This window comes from Paenibacillus sp. P32E (assembly GCF_001909085.1).
Classification (GTDB): Bacteria; Bacillota; Bacilli; order Paenibacillales; family Paenibacillaceae; genus Paenibacillus_AQ; species Paenibacillus_AQ helianthi.
On the sequence record NZ_LVYY01000024.1, the window covers coordinates 176298 to 193993 of the forward strand.

General features: G+C 50.5%; 13 protein-coding genes, 1 tRNA gene and 2 riboswitches. Of the genes, 10 read left to right on the top strand and 4 right to left on the bottom strand.

Features of this window, described 5'->3' with window-relative positions; all coding sequences use genetic code 11:
• Window positions 1-27: 27 nt before the first annotated feature.
• The 4 genes from A3848_RS20570 to A3848_RS20585 all read right to left on the bottom strand — a co-directional run bounded on the left by A3848_RS20570 (window position 28) and on the right by A3848_RS20585 (window position 6235).
• Entirely contained in the window at window positions 28-1059 is a 1032-nt protein-coding gene (locus A3848_RS20570; protein ID WP_074086718.1) for a ribonucleotide-diphosphate reductase subunit beta, read from the bottom strand.
• A 228-nt stretch (window positions 1060-1287) separates the two neighbouring features.
• A complete protein-coding gene (locus A3848_RS20575; protein ID WP_074086719.1) occupies window positions 1288-3621 on the bottom strand; it encodes a ribonucleoside-diphosphate reductase subunit alpha in 2334 nt (777 codons plus the stop codon).
• Window positions 3622-3737: 116 nt separating this feature from the next.
• Window positions 3738-4253 carry an anaerobic ribonucleoside-triphosphate reductase activating protein gene (nrdG, locus tag A3848_RS20580; protein ID WP_074086720.1) on the bottom strand — a complete coding sequence of 172 codons (516 nt, stop codon included), beginning with the start codon at window positions 4251-4253 and terminating at the stop codon, window positions 3738-3740.
• A complete protein-coding gene (locus A3848_RS20585; RefSeq protein ID WP_074086721.1) occupies window positions 4250-6235 on the bottom strand; it encodes an anaerobic ribonucleoside triphosphate reductase in 1986 nt (661 codons plus the stop codon). The genes nrdG and A3848_RS20585 overlap by 4 nt, the downstream gene beginning before the upstream one ends.
• A gap of 310 nt (window positions 6236-6545) precedes the next feature.
• Window positions 6546-6777: riboswitch (cobalamin riboswitch) on the bottom strand.
• 306 nt (window positions 6778-7083) lie between these two features.
• Here A3848_RS20585 and A3848_RS20595 point away from each other — a divergent pair.
• From A3848_RS20595 to A3848_RS20645, 10 genes are all read left to right on the top strand, one after another.
• Window positions 7084-7392, top strand: a complete 309-nt coding sequence (locus tag A3848_RS20595; protein ID WP_074086723.1) for an MTH1187 family thiamine-binding protein — start codon at window positions 7084-7086, stop codon at window positions 7390-7392.
• A gap of 37 nt (window positions 7393-7429) precedes the next feature.
• Window positions 7430-8206 carry a sugar phosphate isomerase/epimerase family protein gene (locus tag A3848_RS20600; protein WP_074086724.1) on the top strand — a complete coding sequence of 259 codons (777 nt, stop codon included), beginning with the start codon at window positions 7430-7432 and terminating at the stop codon, window positions 8204-8206.
• Between the two features lie 132 nt (window positions 8207-8338).
• Window positions 8339-8410 (top strand) — tRNA-Thr (locus tag A3848_RS20605).
• Between the two features lie 119 nt (window positions 8411-8529).
• Window positions 8530-8802, top strand: coding sequence for an immunity protein YezG family protein (locus A3848_RS20610; RefSeq protein WP_074086725.1), 273 nt, complete (start codon window positions 8530-8532; stop codon window positions 8800-8802).
• A 150-nt stretch (window positions 8803-8952) separates the two neighbouring features.
• Window positions 8953-10023: a hypothetical protein gene (locus tag A3848_RS20615; protein WP_074086726.1), complete on the top strand. Its 1071-nt coding sequence runs from the start codon at window positions 8953-8955 to the stop codon at window positions 10021-10023.
• A gap of 22 nt (window positions 10024-10045) precedes the next feature.
• The gene (locus A3848_RS20620; RefSeq protein WP_074086727.1) at window positions 10046-10345 is read left to right on the top strand and encodes a hypothetical protein; all 300 of its coding nucleotides are present in this window, start codon (window positions 10046-10048) and stop codon (window positions 10343-10345) included.
• Between the two features lie 184 nt (window positions 10346-10529).
• Window positions 10530-10952: an ASCH domain-containing protein gene (locus A3848_RS20625; RefSeq protein WP_074086728.1), complete on the top strand. Its 423-nt coding sequence runs from the start codon at window positions 10530-10532 to the stop codon at window positions 10950-10952.
• Window positions 10953-12068: 1116 nt separating this feature from the next.
• A riboswitch (cyclic di-GMP riboswitch) is annotated at window positions 12069-12159 on the top strand.
• Between the two features lie 82 nt (window positions 12160-12241).
• Window positions 12242-14371, top strand: a complete 2130-nt coding sequence (locus A3848_RS31855; RefSeq protein ID WP_178382049.1) for a choice-of-anchor A family protein — start codon at window positions 12242-12244, stop codon at window positions 14369-14371.
• A gap of 262 nt (window positions 14372-14633) precedes the next feature.
• Window positions 14634-15575, top strand: a complete 942-nt coding sequence (locus tag A3848_RS20640) for an alpha/beta hydrolase (protein WP_074086730.1) — start codon at window positions 14634-14636, stop codon at window positions 15573-15575.
• A 444-nt stretch (window positions 15576-16019) separates the two neighbouring features.
• Window positions 16020-17612 (top strand): HD-GYP domain-containing protein, encoded by a 1593-nt coding sequence (locus tag A3848_RS20645; protein ID WP_305953440.1) that lies wholly within the window; start codon window positions 16020-16022, stop codon window positions 17610-17612.
• Window positions 17613-17696 lie beyond the last annotated feature (84 nt).

The following is a 17696-nucleotide window of genomic DNA, read 5'->3' on the forward strand; positions in this document are numbered from 1 at the left end:
GCTTTTTATCCCGAAATCGGACTGCTATTACAAATCGTCGAACCCGTTATCGTCGCCAACCTTGCCGTAGTTGCGGGACTTGGCTTCGAAGAAGTCGGTTTTGGTCGCGTTCAGCGCTTCGTCGGAGAATGGCTTGATCCATGGCATGCAGTTGACGTCTACGCCTGTGTAGGCTTTGTCCAGACCCATCAGCGTCAGGCGCTTGTTGGCGGTGTATTTGATGTAGTCGCTCAGCTCGTTCATATCAATGCCGCGTACGTTGGTGAGCGTGTAGTGGCCCCAATTGGTCTCCAGCTCTACAGCGCGGTCAATGGTACGGTAGACGTAATCCATATTTTCTTTGGTGTTCAGCTCAGGGAAATCCACCAGCAGCTGCTTGAATACTTCCGCGAAGAAGTAGCAGTGCTGATTCTCATCTCGCTGAATATAGGAGATCATCTGGCTGGTCGCCATCATTTTCTGGTCACGGGCCAGGTTGTAGAAGAAGGCAAAGGTACTATAGAAGAAAATCCCCTCCAGAATCAGATCGGCCACCATCGCCCGGAAAAAAGTCTCCTTGGATGGCGCATCCCGGAACTCCTGATAGATGTCGGAGATGAACTGGTTGCGTTCCAGCAGCACCGGATCATGTTTCCAGTATTCAAAAATCTCCTTCTGCTCGCTGTCCGAGACAATGGAAGAGAGGACGTAAGAGTAGGACTGGTTGTGCACAACCTCCTGCTGTCCGATGATCGCCGAAATAGCTTCCAGTGAAGAGTCGGTAAAATAACGTTTTACATCACCGACGAACATCGTTTGCATCGAATCCAGCACCGCCAGCAGGGCGATGTTAATCTTGAACACACGCTGCTCTTCCGCTTCCAGCTGCGGGAACTGCTGGGCATCCTTCGACATCGGGATCTCATCGGCGATCCAGTGGTTCAGCAGCAGCACCTTGTACAGCTTGTACATGTGCGGCATGCGGATATCGTTCCAGTTCAGTATCCCTGAACATTCCCCGTCGATGATCCGTGTAGACTGGTTCGGGGCTTCGGTATTAAAAATCTTTTGCAGTTGCATGTTATTGTTTCCCTCCTGTATTTTGCGGGGCTATCTGGTCACTTTAAAAGCCGGCACTTTATTCGCCACTACGAGGAATGTTTGGACTTCCGGCCGCTGTTGTCTGCAGATTTCTTGATTTAAACCGCTGTTCGCGGTGGAAATCCGCAGACAAAGGCGAACGCTAACGCTCCTACAGTTCCAAACTTCCTCTCCGTGACTCCAAGTGCCCCCTATTAAAGTTAGTCTTTAACTCGCGCAAGACTCGCACTCTTCTATAGTTAAGGCACGGCTCCGCACATAATAAGTCGATTTCAGTCCGCCCTTCCAGGCGTTCAGATGCAGGTTCAGGAAATCGGTGGCCTTGATGTCAGGTGTCACATACAAGTTGAAGCTTTGGCCCTGATCGACATGGCGCTGACGGGCAGAGGCCATGCGGATCGACCAGTTCTGGTCGATCAGGAACGCCGTTTTGTAATACCAGATCGTCTTCTCGGACAGATCCGGTGCCGGGTTGGCGATCTTATAGGTGGTCTTCTCCTCATAGGAGAGCAGCTCGTACAGCGGGTCAATGCTGGCGGTGGACCCGGCAATGATCGAGGTCGAGCCGTTCGGGGCTATCGCGAACATCCAGGCATTGCGCACGCCGTCGGCAGCCACTTCCTGCTGCAGCTCGCGCCACTGCTCTGTTGTCACGTATTTGCCTTCCTGCTCGCCGCTGGTATAGCCGCGCGAGGTGAAGTAAGCGCCGGTTTCCCAATCAGAACCGGCAAACTTCGGATAACGGCCCTTCTCACGAGCCAGCTCCATACTGGAGCGCACGAGCAGATAGTTAATGTGTTCATATAGATGATTGTTATATTCCACGGCTTCGTCGGATTCCCAGCGGATGCCCTTCAGTGCCAGCAGGTGATGCAGGCCGAAGGTGCCGAGGCCCACCGCGCGGTATTGGCTGTTCGTGTACTGTGCCTGCAGCACTTCAATATTGTTGATGTCGATGACATTATCGAGCATACGAACCTGAATCGGTATCAGGCGCTCCAGCACACCGGCCGGAATCGCGCGGGCCAGGTGGATGGAATTCAGGTTGCAGACTACGAAGTCTCCAGGAACCTTCGAGATGACGATCCGGGTCTGGCCGTCCTTGGTAACCAGTTCTTCACTCTCGATAACGGTTGCCGATTGATTCTGCATGATTTCCGTGCACAGGTTGGAGGAGAAGACCATCCCCTGGTGCCGGTTGGGATTGGAGCGGTTCACCGTATCGCGGTAGAACATATACGGGGTGCCGGTTTCCAGCTGCGATTTCATAATCCGCTTCATGATGTCGATGGCCGGAACCGTGATGCGGGACAGCTCCAGATTGGCAGTGGCTTCGGCATACTTTTCACGGAAAGCACCTTGTCCAAGCTTCTCGTCATAGAAATCCTCGAGGCCCAGCGCGCGACCGCGGCCATCCTTCCAGCCCATCACCTTCTTCACTTCATGCGGGCAGAAGAGGTTCCAGTGGCCTCGTGCTTCGACAGCCTCCATGAACAGGTCCGGCAGGCAGACGCCATGGAACACATCATGCGCACGCATCCGCTCATCACCGTTGTTCAGCTTCAGGTCGAGGAAGGCAAGAATATCTTTATGGAAAACATCAAGGTAGACGGCGACGGCACCTTTGCGTGTGCCAAGCTGGTCTACGCTGACTGCAGTATTGTTCAGCTGGCGGATCCATGGAATGACACCGGAGCTGGTGTTCTTGTGGCCGCGGATATCGGACCCGCGGGCCCGCACCTTGCCGAGGTAGACGCCGATGCCTCCGCCCATTTTACTTAGGCGGGCCACATCGGTATTGGAGTCGAAAATGCCTTCGAGCGAGTCGTCCACGGTGTCGATGAAGCAGCTGGAGAGCTGTCCGGCGACCTTTTTACCCGCATTGGACATGGTAGGTGTGGCAGCGGTCATGTAAATGTTGCTCATGGCCCAGTAGGCTTCTTTGACCAGATCCAGCCGTTTCTCTACCGGCTCTGTGTGCATGAGGAACATTGCGATAATCATATAACGCTCCTGTGGAAGCTCCATTACGCGGCCGTCAAAGTCATGCGCCAGATAACGGTCCGACAGGGTCAGCAGGCCGATGTAATCGAACAGCAGGTCGCGCGTGTAATCGATGCAGCTGCCCAGTTCCTCAATCTGCTCCTTGGTGTAGTGGGACAGCAGTTCTTCACGGTAGATGCCCTTCTTCACGAGATCGGTAATCAGCGGGTACAGCTCGCCGTAAGGCTCTTCCGGGTATGCTTTGTAGCGGCGGTTGACGGCAGCTTTTTTGTACAGGGAGGTTAGCAGTGAACGCGCAGCAGCGAACTTCCAGTCCGGCTCCTCTTTGGTAACCAGTTCAAGGGCACTCATCGTAAAAGCATTGCTGATCTCTTCTCCGCTGACCTCATCACGGCGCAGCTTGGACTGCACTCCGCGGATCAGAGTTTCCTTGCTTAATTGATCCAGGCCGTTCAGGATACGGTCGGCGTACACGGAAATGCGGATTTCATCAAAAGCCAGTTGGCGGTTATCGGGTTTCACTACGAGCTGTGGCATAAGTTTAACCATCCTTTCATTTTTGGGTTTAATTTTCAATATCACAAATTGAAGTATATAAGCGCAGAGAGCGGCCCGCCCCGAGGCTTGGCCTGCTCTTTGAAAGTTAACTGAATTTATAAGGCAGCCGGCTCCCAATGTACGATTTCCGTACCGGCGAGACTGGCCTGAATATCAATAATGCGCTGGTTGCTGCTTCCCCGGTAGGGAAGGGTAGTGTCTTTGAGTTCTTCCACAAAACGTCCGTCGATCACGACCTGGCACGAGGCCAGCAGGTTCCATTCGGGTGAGCCGGGTGTCGCTGTAAGCTCTTCATAGGTATAGCCGGTGTAAATCCAGACGGGATACTCCGGCAGCACGCTGCGCAGCTCCAGAATGAAGCCCGCAGCCTCCTCTGCCGAGAAAAAAGGGTCGCCGCCTGCCAGTGTCAGTCCGTCCAGCAGCGGATTCGCGGCTATTTCGGCAATGATCTCCCGTTGGCGCTCCCGTGTGAACGGCTCGCCGAAATTGAAGTTCCAGGTCTTGGGATTGAAGCAGCCCGGGCAGCGGTGACGGCAGCCGCTGAGGAAAAGGACGGCCCGCATGCCTTCTCCTTCATTGATCGATTCCGGGTAGTAGCCGCATATGTTCATAGGTGCTTAACGCGGTCCCTTACTTCGGCTTGCTTGGCGGCATTGAAGCGGGTCTGATAGTCGCCGGTCAGGTAGCCGGTTACCCGGCGCAGACGGCGGATATGCACATCGTTCTCATGCGCGTCGCAGGAAGGGCAATTGGTGCCAATCACGCCTTCGTAGCCGCAGTTTGAGCAGCGGTCCACCGGATGGTTGATGCTGAAATAGCTGACTTGCTGTTCCAGCGCGTAACGGATAATCTTGACAAAAGCTGCCGGGTTGCTGCGAGCATTACCATTCAGCTCCACATAAGAGATTGCACCCGCATTGCAGTATTCATGGAACGGTGCTTCCAGGCTGATTTTCTGCGCAGCGCTCAGCTCATGGTAGACCGGGATGTGGAAAGAGTTCGTATAGTATTCGCGGTCGGTGATGCCCGGAATGGAGCCCAGTACTTTACGGTCCACCTTGGTGAACTTGCCGGACAGCCCTTCAGCAGGTGTGGCGAACAGGGTGATGTTGAGGTTCAGTTCCTCGCTCTTACGGTCGCAGTATTCCCGCATGTGGCGGACAATAGCGAGCGCCTTGGCATGGATCTCCATGTCCTCGCCGTGATGCTTACCGTACATGGCCTTCATGCACTCGGCCATGCCGATGAAGCCAATCGACAGACTGCCGTGCTTCAGCAGTTCGCCAACCGAATCCTCGGGAGCCAGGTCCTGGCCGCCTTCCCAGACGCCTTCGCGCATCATGAAGTCAGAGGCTTTAGCCTTCTGGGAAGCCTGGATGCGGAAGCGGTGGAGCAGCCCATCCAGAGCGATGTCCATGTAATGGTTCAAATCGTCATAGAAGCCTTTCTCGTCGGCGGCAAGCCGGCGTCCTGTGGCAGTTCCGTAAGCCAGTCCCAACCGCACGAGATTGAGCGTATTGAAGGACAGGTTGCCTTTGCCGGAGCAGTGGTTGCGTCCGAAACGGTCGCCCAGCACCCGAGTGCGGCAGCCCATGGTTGCAAATTCAGTATCCGGGTCGGCCGGATCATAATATTGCATGTTGAGCGGCGCATCCAGATTGGCGAAGTTCGGGTACAGTCTGCGGGCAGAGCATTCGGCAGCTTTGAGGAACAAGTGATAGTTCGGATCGCCCTGCTGCTGGTTCACGCCCTGCTTGCATTTGAAGATCTGGATCGGAAATACCGGCGTTTCGCCGCTGCCGAGTCCGTTCATCGTTGCGGTCAGCAGCGAGCTGATCACGAGCTGGCCTTCCGGCGAGGTGCATGTGCCGTAGTTGATGCTGGTAAAAGGAATCTGGCCGCCCGAGCGGCTGGACATCGTATTCAGGTTATGTATCATGCTCTCTGCTGCCTGCAGCGTTTCGCTCTCTGTTTCTTTTAATGCAAAGCGGAAGGCCCGCGGATACAGCTCTGCCAGATCGCTGCGGCTCATAGTGACTTCGCCAAGATGCTCACCGGCTTGTCCTTCTTCGAAATATTCGAGTCCCTTGCGGAACAGCTTGGCAAAGGACTTGGTCACATAAGGGGCCAGGTCATAATCCAGCTTGTTGGCGGATACGCCGCCGTATTGGGCATTTTGCTGAGACTGGAAAATAATTGCTACGAGCGACATTGCAGTCATGATCGAGTTGGGAGGACGCACGCTGCCGTTGCCGGTGTTGAAGCCTTCGCGGAGAAGCCGTTCAAACGGGATGAAGATGCAGTTGGTGGTTCCGATCGCGTATTGGTCCAGATCATGGACATACACTACGTTATCAAGGGTAGCCTGTACCAGTTGCGGCGGCATTGTGAAGTTGCGGGCATACCACTTGGAATACTCACTGCCGAACTTGCTCATTTTGCCGGAGAAGCTCTCTCCGTTCAAATTGGCATTCTCGCGCAGCAGATCCAAATCCCGGCTGTCGATAATATCGCGCCCCAAATGGATGACTTCCTCTAATAGATCCTCCTGTGCAGCTTGTCCACCGTTGTACCGTTTCTCCAGCAGCGTCATTGTATAGCCCTCTCCTCTCGGTATATAAAAAACGTTCTAATTGTAATAAGACACCCCTTAACTCAGTAAAAAGAGCATCTTCCGCCGAGGACGGCGGAAAATGCCCGGATGCGTAACGCAAATAACCGAAACCGGATATTTACGGATGGTCTCCATGGAAAGAAGCTTTCCCGCAGAAGCCGATACCTGAGCGCGATAAGGCTTATCGCATTCAGGTATCGGCAGCCTTTGCTTCCCATCCTGGGGGAAGGCTAAATCTGCTTGTGCAGGCCGCATGCGGACACCTCTCCTGTTCCTCGCAGGCGTAAATGATGGTGCCCGGAAACAGGCAGGTCTCCTGGCTTCCGGTGAATCTTGGAGGCACCTTCCCAAGGGGGAATACCCTCAGTGGCGTGAGCCTCCAGATACTGTTCCGCAGGGGCTTGTGGAAGCCTGCGGAACATCCGGTTACAGTGGCGGGACCACAGCGGATTTGCACCGCGCTTCCCTATTAAGCTTCAACTCTCTTGAGAGAGTAAAGCACCTGTTTCCACTATATTTTGTTGTCGTTAGATAAAAATAACCCAATATCTTGTGTTTGTAAACATTTTTTTGCGAGCCCGCGCTGGGGGCGGATTCAGCCGATTTACTCACAGATGATCCACAGCCCATCCACAGATATCCCGGCATTCGTCCACAGTTCGTCCACAGGTAATCCACAACTTGTGTGTAAATTTTTCCGATTCTAGTTCATAAATTGTCCCCATATTAGGGGTGATTTGTGGGGGGAGGCGGGAGTTGCTACAATAGAGGGAACTGGAGACTTATATACCGGATTTTTTTATATTTTATAGTAGGAGGGGTTTCGAATGGCTATTGGCGAAGTAACCGTAATTCCGATCGGAACAGGCAGCACCAGCCTCAGCAGCTATGTTGCGGATATGCAGCGCGTGCTGGAGACAGTGGAAGGTATAACTTACGAGCTGACATCCATGGGCACAATTATCGAGGGACCGCTGGCGCGGATTCTGGCGGCCGTCGAAGCATTGCACGAGTCCCCTTTTACTGCCGGAGCGCAAAGGGTGTCCACCTCACTCAAGATTGATGACCGGCGCGACAAGCCCTCCACAAGCCGCAGCAAGCTGGAATCGGTGGAGCGCAAGCTGCAGGCGGAATAGTTCTGAATAATTACAGCAGACAAGGAGCGTGTCCTCTATGGCGGCAATGAATCAGCAGGTCGGGATACAGATGTATACACTACGGGATATGGCCGAAAAGGATTTTCTGGGCACACTGCGCAATGTGGCGGAGATCGGATACAAGTCGGTGGAATTTGCCGGTTATTTCGGCGTATCGGCTGCCGAACTGCGCAGAACGCTGGATGAGCTGGGGCTGGCGGCTCCTTCGGCACATGTCGGACTGGATTTCAGCAGCCTGGAGAAGATGCAATCGGCGTTATCCAGAGAGATTGAATATGCCCGGGAGGTGGGGCTGGAGTATATCATCACGCCTTCGGCACCGCTTCCGCAGCATCCGGCACTGGACGATGTGCTTGCACTGGTGCCTTTCTTTGAAAAGGCCTCTGAACTTGTGCGGGCGGCGGGTCTGAAGTACGGCTATCATAACCATGACTTTGAGTTCAAGCAGCTCAACGGGCAGGCTGTGATCGACATCTGGCTGGAGCGGATTCCGGCTGGAGATATGGTGGCTGAGTTTGATTTGGGGTGGGTGCATGTAGGCGGTGCCGTACCGGCAGAATATGTATCCCGTTACGCCGGGCGCGTTCCGCTGGTCCATATCAAGGATTTTGGCGCGGGCCATGAAGAAACCGATCTTGGAAAGGGCCAGGTGGACTTCGAGAGTGTCTTCAAGGCTGCGGATGACGCCGGTATTCGGCACTATATTGTGGAGCAGGAGGTCTTTGCTTCGTCCTCTCTGGAGAGTGCAAGGCTGGCGCTGGATTACTTCCGCAGACGGGGAATGCTGGGATAACTTTGAGGGACTCGATTCCCCTACGCAGCGCGGGTCCTGTATAAATCACGGGCGCAGCACTGTGAAAGAATGGGTTGCGTTTTTCCCCAGACGGGGTATAATGTATTTTGTTTGACAGAAAAAAAGCTTTAAGCTGGTGTAGCTCAGGGGTAGAGCAACGCACTCGTAATGCGTAGGCCGGGGGTTCAATTCCCTTCACCAGCATCCTTAATAACTCAATCATGACGCGGTTTTCCGGGATTTCGGGGGGCTGCGTTTTTTTTTTTTTTTATGGTAAATCCACTACTATAACTATATATAATCAAATTGGAGTTAATACATCTGTGAAAAGTGAAGATTTATATCAACTTATAGGTAATAAACTTGTAGGGATTATCCCTGATGCGTGGGACGAAATTCATCTCTATGCTGAGATATTACCTGGTTCAAGAATAGTTTATTTCTACTTTACATCCACTACCAAAAATGAGTTGATATATAGCCATAGTATTCTACAACAGCGTACAATCTGGAAATATGAAATTCTAGGTTTACATCCTACAGATGGTTTTCACCAAAGGTATCTAGATGAGTATTTAAAACAAAAGGCCGATTAATCTCCCAGAGAGCCATAACGGTAGTACTCACTTAGGGGAGCTTCTATATTTATAATTGTGTTGCAGAAAAAATTTACTTTTCTGCAACTTTTTCTTTATTTTAGCGTCATGTAAGAGGATGTTAAATTGTGTAAATAGGAGGATTTCTCTGTGGTAAAGAGAATTTTTGTTATTTTCGCTATGACTATAGGATTAATGGTATCTGCTGATCAGTCCTATGCCCGTCCCACTGAGTTACCGCCAAGTAACGACCGTACGGATGTGGTCTATGTTAGCGAAAATGTAGTAACACTGGTTGACTATATTAATAATAAAGCAGATATAGTTGATTTACAGACAAAGATAACCACAAATATTTCGGATGGTTCAAATACGATCCTAGATGTAAAGGTTATAAAAAATCCTCAAAAAATAGTGCTGCTTCAAAAGGGGAACGGAAATAAAATTTCAAAAACAGTATTCTCTTTTAACGGAAATCTTATTAGCAAGACTGAGATCGCTCTTGAAAATGCGGGAGATAAAATCAGATGGGTAGCTCCTACAGGCACAACAAACGAACGAATAATGGTTCAATCTAATAATTCCTTTAGCCTGTATCAATACCCGTGGACTAAACCAAGTGTGAGCTACAACGCAAAGATCGTTGATATGGGATATGAAAGTGTATCAGTAATGGATTGGGAATTTGAGGGGTATCCTAATTTGGCCATTAAGTACCATGCGCAAGGTATAATGAGGGATGATTATTTCGTTAAAATGGTCAATCTTTATTCAAAGAATGAAACTTCACTCAAGGACTTTAATTCTGATTTTTTAATTAAAACTAGCGGTAATTACCTTGCAGCATTATCCTCTTATACCTATCAGGCAATACCGGGAAATGTAATCCGTCCCTCAGCCAATGACTCTCAAAAGGTATTTCGTTTAATCAATAAATCCACTACAAAGGAAACTGCTTCTATAAAAGAAGTTTTTAAACAGGATGGCGACATTTCCGGGTGGAAAACAGAATTAATTAACGGTCAAGTATTTGTAGGGGATTTACTAGAACACACATGGTCCTTGTTTTCTCAAGAAGGAGCTATACTTTTAAAAAAACAGGACTGGCCTAAAAATGGTGCCACGAAATTTTTGTACTACAACTTAAAATCACAAACAGCATATTTTCTGGATTATTCATCAGGTGAGATCTCAATAATGGAGAAGCCTTCGAAAAAATAGAACGGAAACGGGGAAACGGTATATGTGGCGTAAATACATACTAATTTTTACAAGTCTGCTTGTGGTCTTCGTAATGCTTCTACAGCCTGGAGCTGCCCATGCGGCGGATAGTGGAACGATAACTGCAGACAGCGGCATCCAAGAAAAGCTGATAGAAAAGTATGGACTTGATGATTCCAAGCCCTCTTCTCAACCCGGCTGGGGCGGAGTGGATATAGGTATAAGTGAACCTCTTTCGCTCGTCCTTTCCATATTCAGAGTAATTATTAATCCATATGCGTGGGTGGCTCGGGGGTTCATCCATTATTTGTTTTACCAATAAAGTTAGTAAAAGTTGCATAGAACCTCATAGAGTCATACAATACAGTAGTAGAAAGCACACACAATGCGCAGGCAGGGGCTTCATGCCCCTTCGCCGGCATCCCGATAAACAATAGGCGGCGCGGCTTTCCGGATGTTCGGGAGGCTGCGTTTTTTGCTCTTCTGGAGAGGGGAATAGGCACAAGATGAAATGTCTCACGGTCCGGCAGCCTTGGGCGACCTTAATTGCTCTTAAGGAAAAGCAGTTCGAGACCCGTTCCTGGAAAACGGCATACCGTGGTGAACTGGCTATTCATGCCGGGATGGGGATCGACAAATCCGCCTGCAGGCAGGAGCTGATCCAGTCGGCTTTGGCACGGCATGGATACAGTGCGGACAACCTTCCTCTCGGAGCCATTATCGCTACAAGCCGTCTGGCCGACTGCTACCAGGTGACGAATGAGGATGCCGGAGCGGGCTGGCCGGGTGGCAATGAATTTGCTTTTGGCGATTATTCACAAGGGCGCTATGCCTGGAAGCTGGAAGAGGTAACGGCGCTTGCCCATCCGATTCCCGCAAAAGGCAGGCTGAGCTTCTGGGAACACCCTGTGCTGGAGGGAGAGCAGTGACCCGCTGGGGCTGTACAACCTTTTGGCATAATCGGAAAATTTATTTAGCAGCCCAAGCCATTATTGGGTATGAACCGGCTGACTCGCGGGTAATCTTCTTATAAGGCCGTTGGTGCAGCCAAGTGAACCCCGCGTGATCATCAGGATGATAAGAAAGGGCGTATGCATAGGAAATGGGAAGTCTCCTTATTGCGTGGCTTTGTATGCTGTGTTTGTATTTTTCGTTCGAGGATAAGGCGAGCCGGAAAATTATCTTTCCCGTGGCACTGGTCGTTTTTTTCGGAACCCTGGGCTATTGGAAGCTTTTAATGTAATCTTTATGTAATTATAAGCTTGTTTTCAGGTTAAGGATATATATTGAATGTACCAGACACTCCCCAGTGTTTATAGATAGCTTACAGGGTCCTGCCAACTCCCATGGCGAGGCCCGTTTTTTTATTTTGTTTGGATGACCCTAAGTATTTTTATACAAGAGGAATAAATGTGATATTTTTCACAATAAAATCCGAAGAATTATTATATATTAAAATTGAAATATTAAAGATTAAAGCGTAAGAAAATAAAGCACCCCAAAGAGGAGAATGATGATGAGTCATGAAGGAAGTCTCCGCCGTGGTTTGGTATTTGGTCTATTTTTGAGCATTCCGTTATGGATGTCGATGATTGGCTGGATTCAACTGCTGTAACATACCAATCAGCTATATTCGCATTGTCTGATTACGAGAGCGCATATAGCATACATAGAGGTGGATCAAGAACTGCTTACGGTTGTTTCCGTGGCAGTTCTTTTGTTATATTGCAAGTATGCAGAATAGTACTCGTATAGTTCAAAAATACTATTTTTTAATATTTTAAATTACGGATAAAATACAGGTTTGGGACGTTTAAGAGTAACTCTTAGATCTGATGCTATTCGTATCCCAGAGTGAAGCTATGGTGTGTGAAAGCTATAATCCCTTATGTATAAAGGGGTTGTCCATAATCTGTGTATGCCAAGCACTTGGGAAAATACTAAAGGAATAGATTGACAATAGGGGTATCTGAGGGATAAAATGGAACTAGTTCAAAAGTAACAATTGTCATAGACTACATAAGAATCGCCAAATTACACACCATCATGTATAAACGCAAACTGTTCGAAAGGACAGGACGCAAAGTCAGGAATCTAATGCCCGCAAGCAGGGGCTATGATCGTCCGGCCGCCGTGAAGCTAACCCTTCGTGGCGGTTTTTTTGTTGTTATATGTTTTTGGCGAAATCATAGAATAAGTTACTAGGAGGTGCATGCGATTGAAAAAAAGAACACAGAAGGCAGCAGCTCTGCTACTGGCAGGGGTGTTGGTATTGGGCAGTACGATTACCTGGGGATGGAACGTTAGCGCAGCGGCCAATATGCCGTATACCCCTACACCTGTTTTGGGCGTTGCCGGCAATTTTAACGCATTTATATTTGGGGATTTCACGCAATCTTATGATCAGATTCATGGAAGGCTTGCGGCTGAAGGGAATATTACTTTGCAAGGATACGGTGTATCCAAGGATGCGCCTGGCGGGGATGTGCTGGTTGCAGGCAAGAATCTCAGTCTAACAGACGGTACAATATATGGCGCAGCAGTATATGGCGGCAGTATAACCAACACACGTGCAGACCTTAAGGAAACTCCCCGGAAGGGAACCCCGATTGATTTTGCAGCCGAGGAACAGTTTTTGATACAACGTTCGGATGAACTAGCCGCTTTGCCGCAGACACAGCCTTTTGTAAAAGAATACGGGAAGATCACCATTAACGCTCCGGATTCCTATAATGTCATTCATCTAGCCGCTGCAGATTTAGCTGATGCCAATGGCTTGCAGTTCAATATAACTGGTGATGCCACCGTGGTTATTAATGTGAGCGGAAGCTCAGTGAAGATTCCTAATTTTCAATTCTGGGGAGGCAAACCCCGTAAGGTACTGTTCAATTTCTATGAAGCTGCTTCTTTGAATATTGGGAATACAACCATTGAAGGCACCATACTGGCTCCTCATGCCAGCGTCTTTTATGATCATGCAGAACTTCACGGCACTCTAATCGCAAAAGCTTTCAGTGGTTATGTGCAGATGCACCACTATCCATATGACGGGTCGGAACCACCTATAAAGCCAACACCAACACCAAGCGCATCGACGTCACCAACACCAAGCGCATCGACATCACCAACACCAAGCGCATCGACATCGCCAACGCCGAGCGCATCGACATCACCAACACCGAGCGCATCGACGTCACCAACACCAAGCGCATCGACATCGCCAACGCCAAGCGCATCGACGTCACCAACGCCAAGCGCATCGACGTCACCAACACCAAGCGCATCGACGTCGCCAACGCCGAGCGCATCGACGTCGCCAACGCCGACAGCGCCACCAAGCGCGTCACCAACACCGAGCGCATCGACATCACCAACGCCGAGTGCATCGGCAACGCCAACGCCGAGCGCGTCGACGTCACCAACACCAAGCGCATCGGCAACGCCAACGCCGACAGCGCCGCCAAGCGCGTCGCCAACACCAAGCGCATCGACATCACCAACGCCGAGTGCATCGGCAACGCCAACGCCGACAGCGCCACCAAGCGCGTCACCAACGCCGAGCACATCGACGTCACCAACGCCGAGCGCATCAACATCACCAACGCCGAGCGCGTCGACGTCACCAACACCAAGCGCGTCACCAACGCCGAGCGCGTCGACGTCACCAACACCAAGTGCATCGGCAACGCCGACAGCGCCACCAAGCGCGTCACCAACACCAAGCGCGTCACCAACACCAAGTGCATCGGCAACGCCAACGCCGACAGCGCCACCAAGCGCGTCACCAACACCAAGCGCATCGACGTCGCCAACGCCGAGCACGTCGACGTCACCAATACCAAGCACATCGACGTCACCAACGCCGAGCGCGTCGACGTCACCAACACCAAGCGCGTCAACATCACCAACACCGGTGGTGACCCCGTCGCCTACACCTACAAGCGTAGTAACACCGACACCAACGTCAAACACTACTGTCATTTTCGTGCCGGTAACTGTGCCAACACCAACGCCAACAACGATAATCGGTACGATTGTAGATGATACGGTAATCAATGATGATCCATTACCTTTGGGGCCGGTGGCAACGCTCGCTCCATCTCAGCCGACAGCATCACTCCAGCCTACACCAGCTCCTGCCCCTGCTCCGTCAGCAACAGTAACACCGAAGTCTGGGGATGAAGTGATACTAGATGATGAGATTCCTTTGGGAAGTGTGGATACACCCGACAAGCTGCCGCAGACCGGGGAATCCAGTCCGGCACCTTATTACATCGCTGGTCTGGGAATAGCAGGCTTGGGTTTGCTCCTCAGCAGAACAGCAAGAAGCAATAAACGCAAACGGTAAAAGTAAATGCAACTGTTATAAATAATGGAATACTATATTTTAGCGGGTTAAAAAGATAACTACAGCAGTATAACAAGTGAAAAGAACAGGGCCCCTTCACCATGGAGGTGTCCTGTTCTTTTGTTTGGTCATTTTATGGATTTTGCCAAAATTCAGCTACATTTCCAGTTGGTCCCGAGCCATGTTATACTATGCTGAAAATCGGGTAGCGCTAAGGCCACACTGAAGCAGGATTCCATTTTATCGAAGAAAGGTGACAAACATGTGGAGTGTAATTATAATTGCCGCCTTGCTGATTATTGCTGGTGGTGTGACTTATGTAGGATTCTTTTTTTATGGAGTTGCGATCAAGCGGGCGCCGAAGGAGTTTCTGGCCAAGACTCCTGACCTTAAGGTAGACCCGCCGGTTGCCGGGGCATCCTGGGGGGAAGGGGCGGAGTGGGTATCCCGTCACACCTTCAGAAATATTGAAATTACATCAGATGACGGGCTGACGCTGCGAGGTTATTATCTGCCATCAGAGCGTGCCGCAGGGCGGACCGCTATTATAGCTCACGGATATTCCGGTAAAGGCAAGGATATGGGAGCATGCGCCAAAATTTATTATGAGACCATGGGCTATAATGTGCTGATTCCCGATGCCCGTGGACATGGCGACAGCAAGGGGGATTATATCGGATTCGGCTGGCCGGAGCGCCGGGATTATCTGAAGTGGATCGGGTACATCCTAGCGGAGGACGGGCCGGAGGCACAGATTGTGCTGCACGGGATATCCATGGGCGGGGCAACCGTGATGATGACTTCAGGAGAAGAGCTTCCGCCGCAGGTAAAAGTTATCGTAGCTGACTGCGGATATACCTCTGTCAAAGCGCAGCTGTCTTACCAGCTGTGGCGGATGTACCATCTGCCGAGCTTTCCTTTTGTACATATGGCGAGCCTCATCACCCGCATCAAGGCAGGGTATTTCTTCGGAGAGGCTTCGGCGCTGAAGCAGGTCCGCAAAGCCCGGGTGCCGATACTGTTCATACATGGCGATGCCGATAAGTTCGTGCCCTTCCATATGATGGATGAACTCTATCGGGCATGCAGAAGTCCCAAGGACAAGCTTGTAGTCCATGGTGCGGGACACGGCCTGGCGTATGACACAGACAAGGCAGCGTATGTAACAAAAGTAGCCGATTTTGTGACCCGTTACGTCCATTAACCTTGAAAAAAAGCCCCGGAAACGTAGACGCGCCCGATATCCGCAAACTGCGGTTATCGGGCGCTAATATGTTCCACACATGGAACTGCATCCTATGTACAAGAAAGCAGTGAAGCCATGTCTTCTGCGTATATTTAATCCCCCGCCGTCCGTGAGAAGAACGGGTGTCTTGATCCTTGTTATTTCCAGCAGCCGTGTGGCGAGAATAATCCTTCCAAAACGACAAAAGCCCTACCTCTCTTTTGTCCTTGCGGCTCCGCGGCCGCGCCAGTGCGAATCGGAAAACTATGTTCGAATTTAATCTCATAAAAAGGAAGAGTACTGCAAGAAAACGTAAGATTTTGTGTCCAAAATGCCGATAATAGATAAATGGGCAACGAATCGGCTTGACATCTTCTTGATGGGGATAATGTATACTGCAAACAAATATTCTATAATAATATCATGGAATGCCAAGAAATGCAAATCTTTGAGCTTAAAGGAAGGCTGGAAACGGGGGACCCGATGAATTTATACGGAGTTTTTTTGAAAAAGCAGATTCGTAACTACATATTCGGCTCCGTGGTTGCCGTGCTTGCGGTGGGAAGTCTGATCCTTCTCTCCTCACTTGAAATAAGCCAAACTGAGTATTTGCGGCTGCTCTACGTATTGCTGATCTCGTTCGTCATTATGGCTGTGACGGAGATCAACGTCTTCCTCAGACAAATGCGGCCCATCCGGAGGGCACTTAGAGAGCGGAAACCGTCACTGGATATGCTGGAAGAAGCTTATCTGCATACTCACCGGCTGCCGAAGCTTGCGGTACAGCGGATATTGGGTCCGCATTTCCTCGGACTGTCTCTGCCAGCGTCGCTCCTGACCTTATGGTTGATCCGCACCGGATTAATCAGCTTACCCTACTTCTATCTAGTGCTTGCAGTCGCCGGGGCCATTCTGGTGGCAAGTATGCATGCGTTGATTGAGTTTTTTCTGACCGCCTCGGCGATCATTCCGCTGATTAAAGAATTCAGAAACCGGGCATTGACCTTATATATGGTTGATTTTTCTCTGGAAGGCCATGTGTTTGTGCCTATCCGCCCCAAATTTCTCGTCACTTGTATGCTGATCGGTACTTTCCCGCTCATTCTATTTATTATGGCAACCCAGATCAGGATGGAAACGCTGGGGAGCGGATTAGTGGAGGGCATGCAGAACTATTGGGAGTGGGCGGGGCTTATGCTGATGATCGGTACCCTTTTTTCTTCCATAGCGGCTTGGCTTCTAACCCGAAGTGTGCAGCATCCCATTAACGAGTTATACCAAGCGATGAACCATATCAAAGACGGGCAGCTGCTGCAGATGCAGGATGAATACTCCGATGAATTCTCGAAGCTTGTGGCCGGCTTTAATATGATGGTCCGAGGTCTGCAGGCCCGGGAGCGTCAGAGCAGGCAATTGCTCGACAGCTATTTCACCACCCTTGCCGTAGCGCTGGATGCCCGGGATCCGTACACTGCCGGGCACTCGCTGCGGGTGGCGGAATATTCGGTAATTATTGGCCAGCTCGCGGGGCTCACCGGGCAGAAGCTGGATAATTTGCGCAAGTCTGCCCTGCTGCATGATATCGGCAAAATCGGTGTACGGGACAGCGTGCTCTTTAAGGAGGAGGCTCTGACCGATGAGGAATTTGACCAGATCAAGAGCCATCCCGTGCTTGGAGAGAATATTCTGCGACAGATTGAGCCTGTGGAAAAGATGGCGCCTTACCTGGGCGGGGTTCGCTCGCATCATGAACGTTATGACGGCAAGGGATATCCGGACGGCTTGGCCGGAACAGCTATTCCGCTGCATGGCCGGATTATAGCCGTGGCTGATGCTTATGATGCCATGACCTCTGACAGGCCCTACCGCAAAGGGATAAATCATGAGCGGGCATTGGCTATTCTGGAACAGGGAAGAGGTACCCAGTGGGATCCTGAATTTGCCGGTTTGTTTCTGGCTTATTTCGGAAAAACGGAGAAATTGGATAAAACAGATTATCCAGGCCGGGCGGGATAACCTAATATTTCTTATTGAAGCGGATGCCATCCATTTATGATCGGTATCCGCTTCTGCTTGCGTGCCTATTTTGTGAACTGCTCC

Coding starts and splice junctions, on each gene's coding strand:
- A3848_RS20585 (WP_074086721.1), bottom strand. CDS start 6,235: ATGACGCTGCTGGAGAAACGGTACAACGGTGGACAAGCTGCACAGGAG.
- A3848_RS20575 (WP_074086719.1), bottom strand. CDS start 3,621: ATGCCACAGCTCGTAGTGAAACCCGATAACCGCCAACTGGCTTTTGAT.
- A3848_RS20645 (WP_305953440.1), top strand. CDS start 16,020: ATGGAATGCCAAGAAATGCAAATCTTTGAGCTTAAAGGAAGGCTGGAA.
- A3848_RS20625 (WP_074086728.1), top strand. CDS start 10,530: ATGAAATGTCTCACGGTCCGGCAGCCTTGGGCGACCTTAATTGCTCTT.
- A3848_RS20595 (WP_074086723.1), top strand. CDS start 7,084: ATGGCTATTGGCGAAGTAACCGTAATTCCGATCGGAACAGGCAGCACC.
- A3848_RS20600 (WP_074086724.1), top strand. CDS start 7,430: ATGGCGGCAATGAATCAGCAGGTCGGGATACAGATGTATACACTACGG.
- A3848_RS20640 (WP_074086730.1), top strand. CDS start 14,634: ATGTGGAGTGTAATTATAATTGCCGCCTTGCTGATTATTGCTGGTGGT.
- A3848_RS20620 (WP_074086727.1), top strand. CDS start 10,046: ATGTGGCGTAAATACATACTAATTTTTACAAGTCTGCTTGTGGTCTTC.
- A3848_RS20570 (WP_074086718.1), bottom strand. CDS start 1,059: ATGCAACTGCAAAAGATTTTTAATACCGAAGCCCCGAACCAGTCTACA.
- nrdG (WP_074086720.1), bottom strand. CDS start 4,253: ATGAACATATGCGGCTACTACCCGGAATCGATCAATGAAGGAGAAGGC.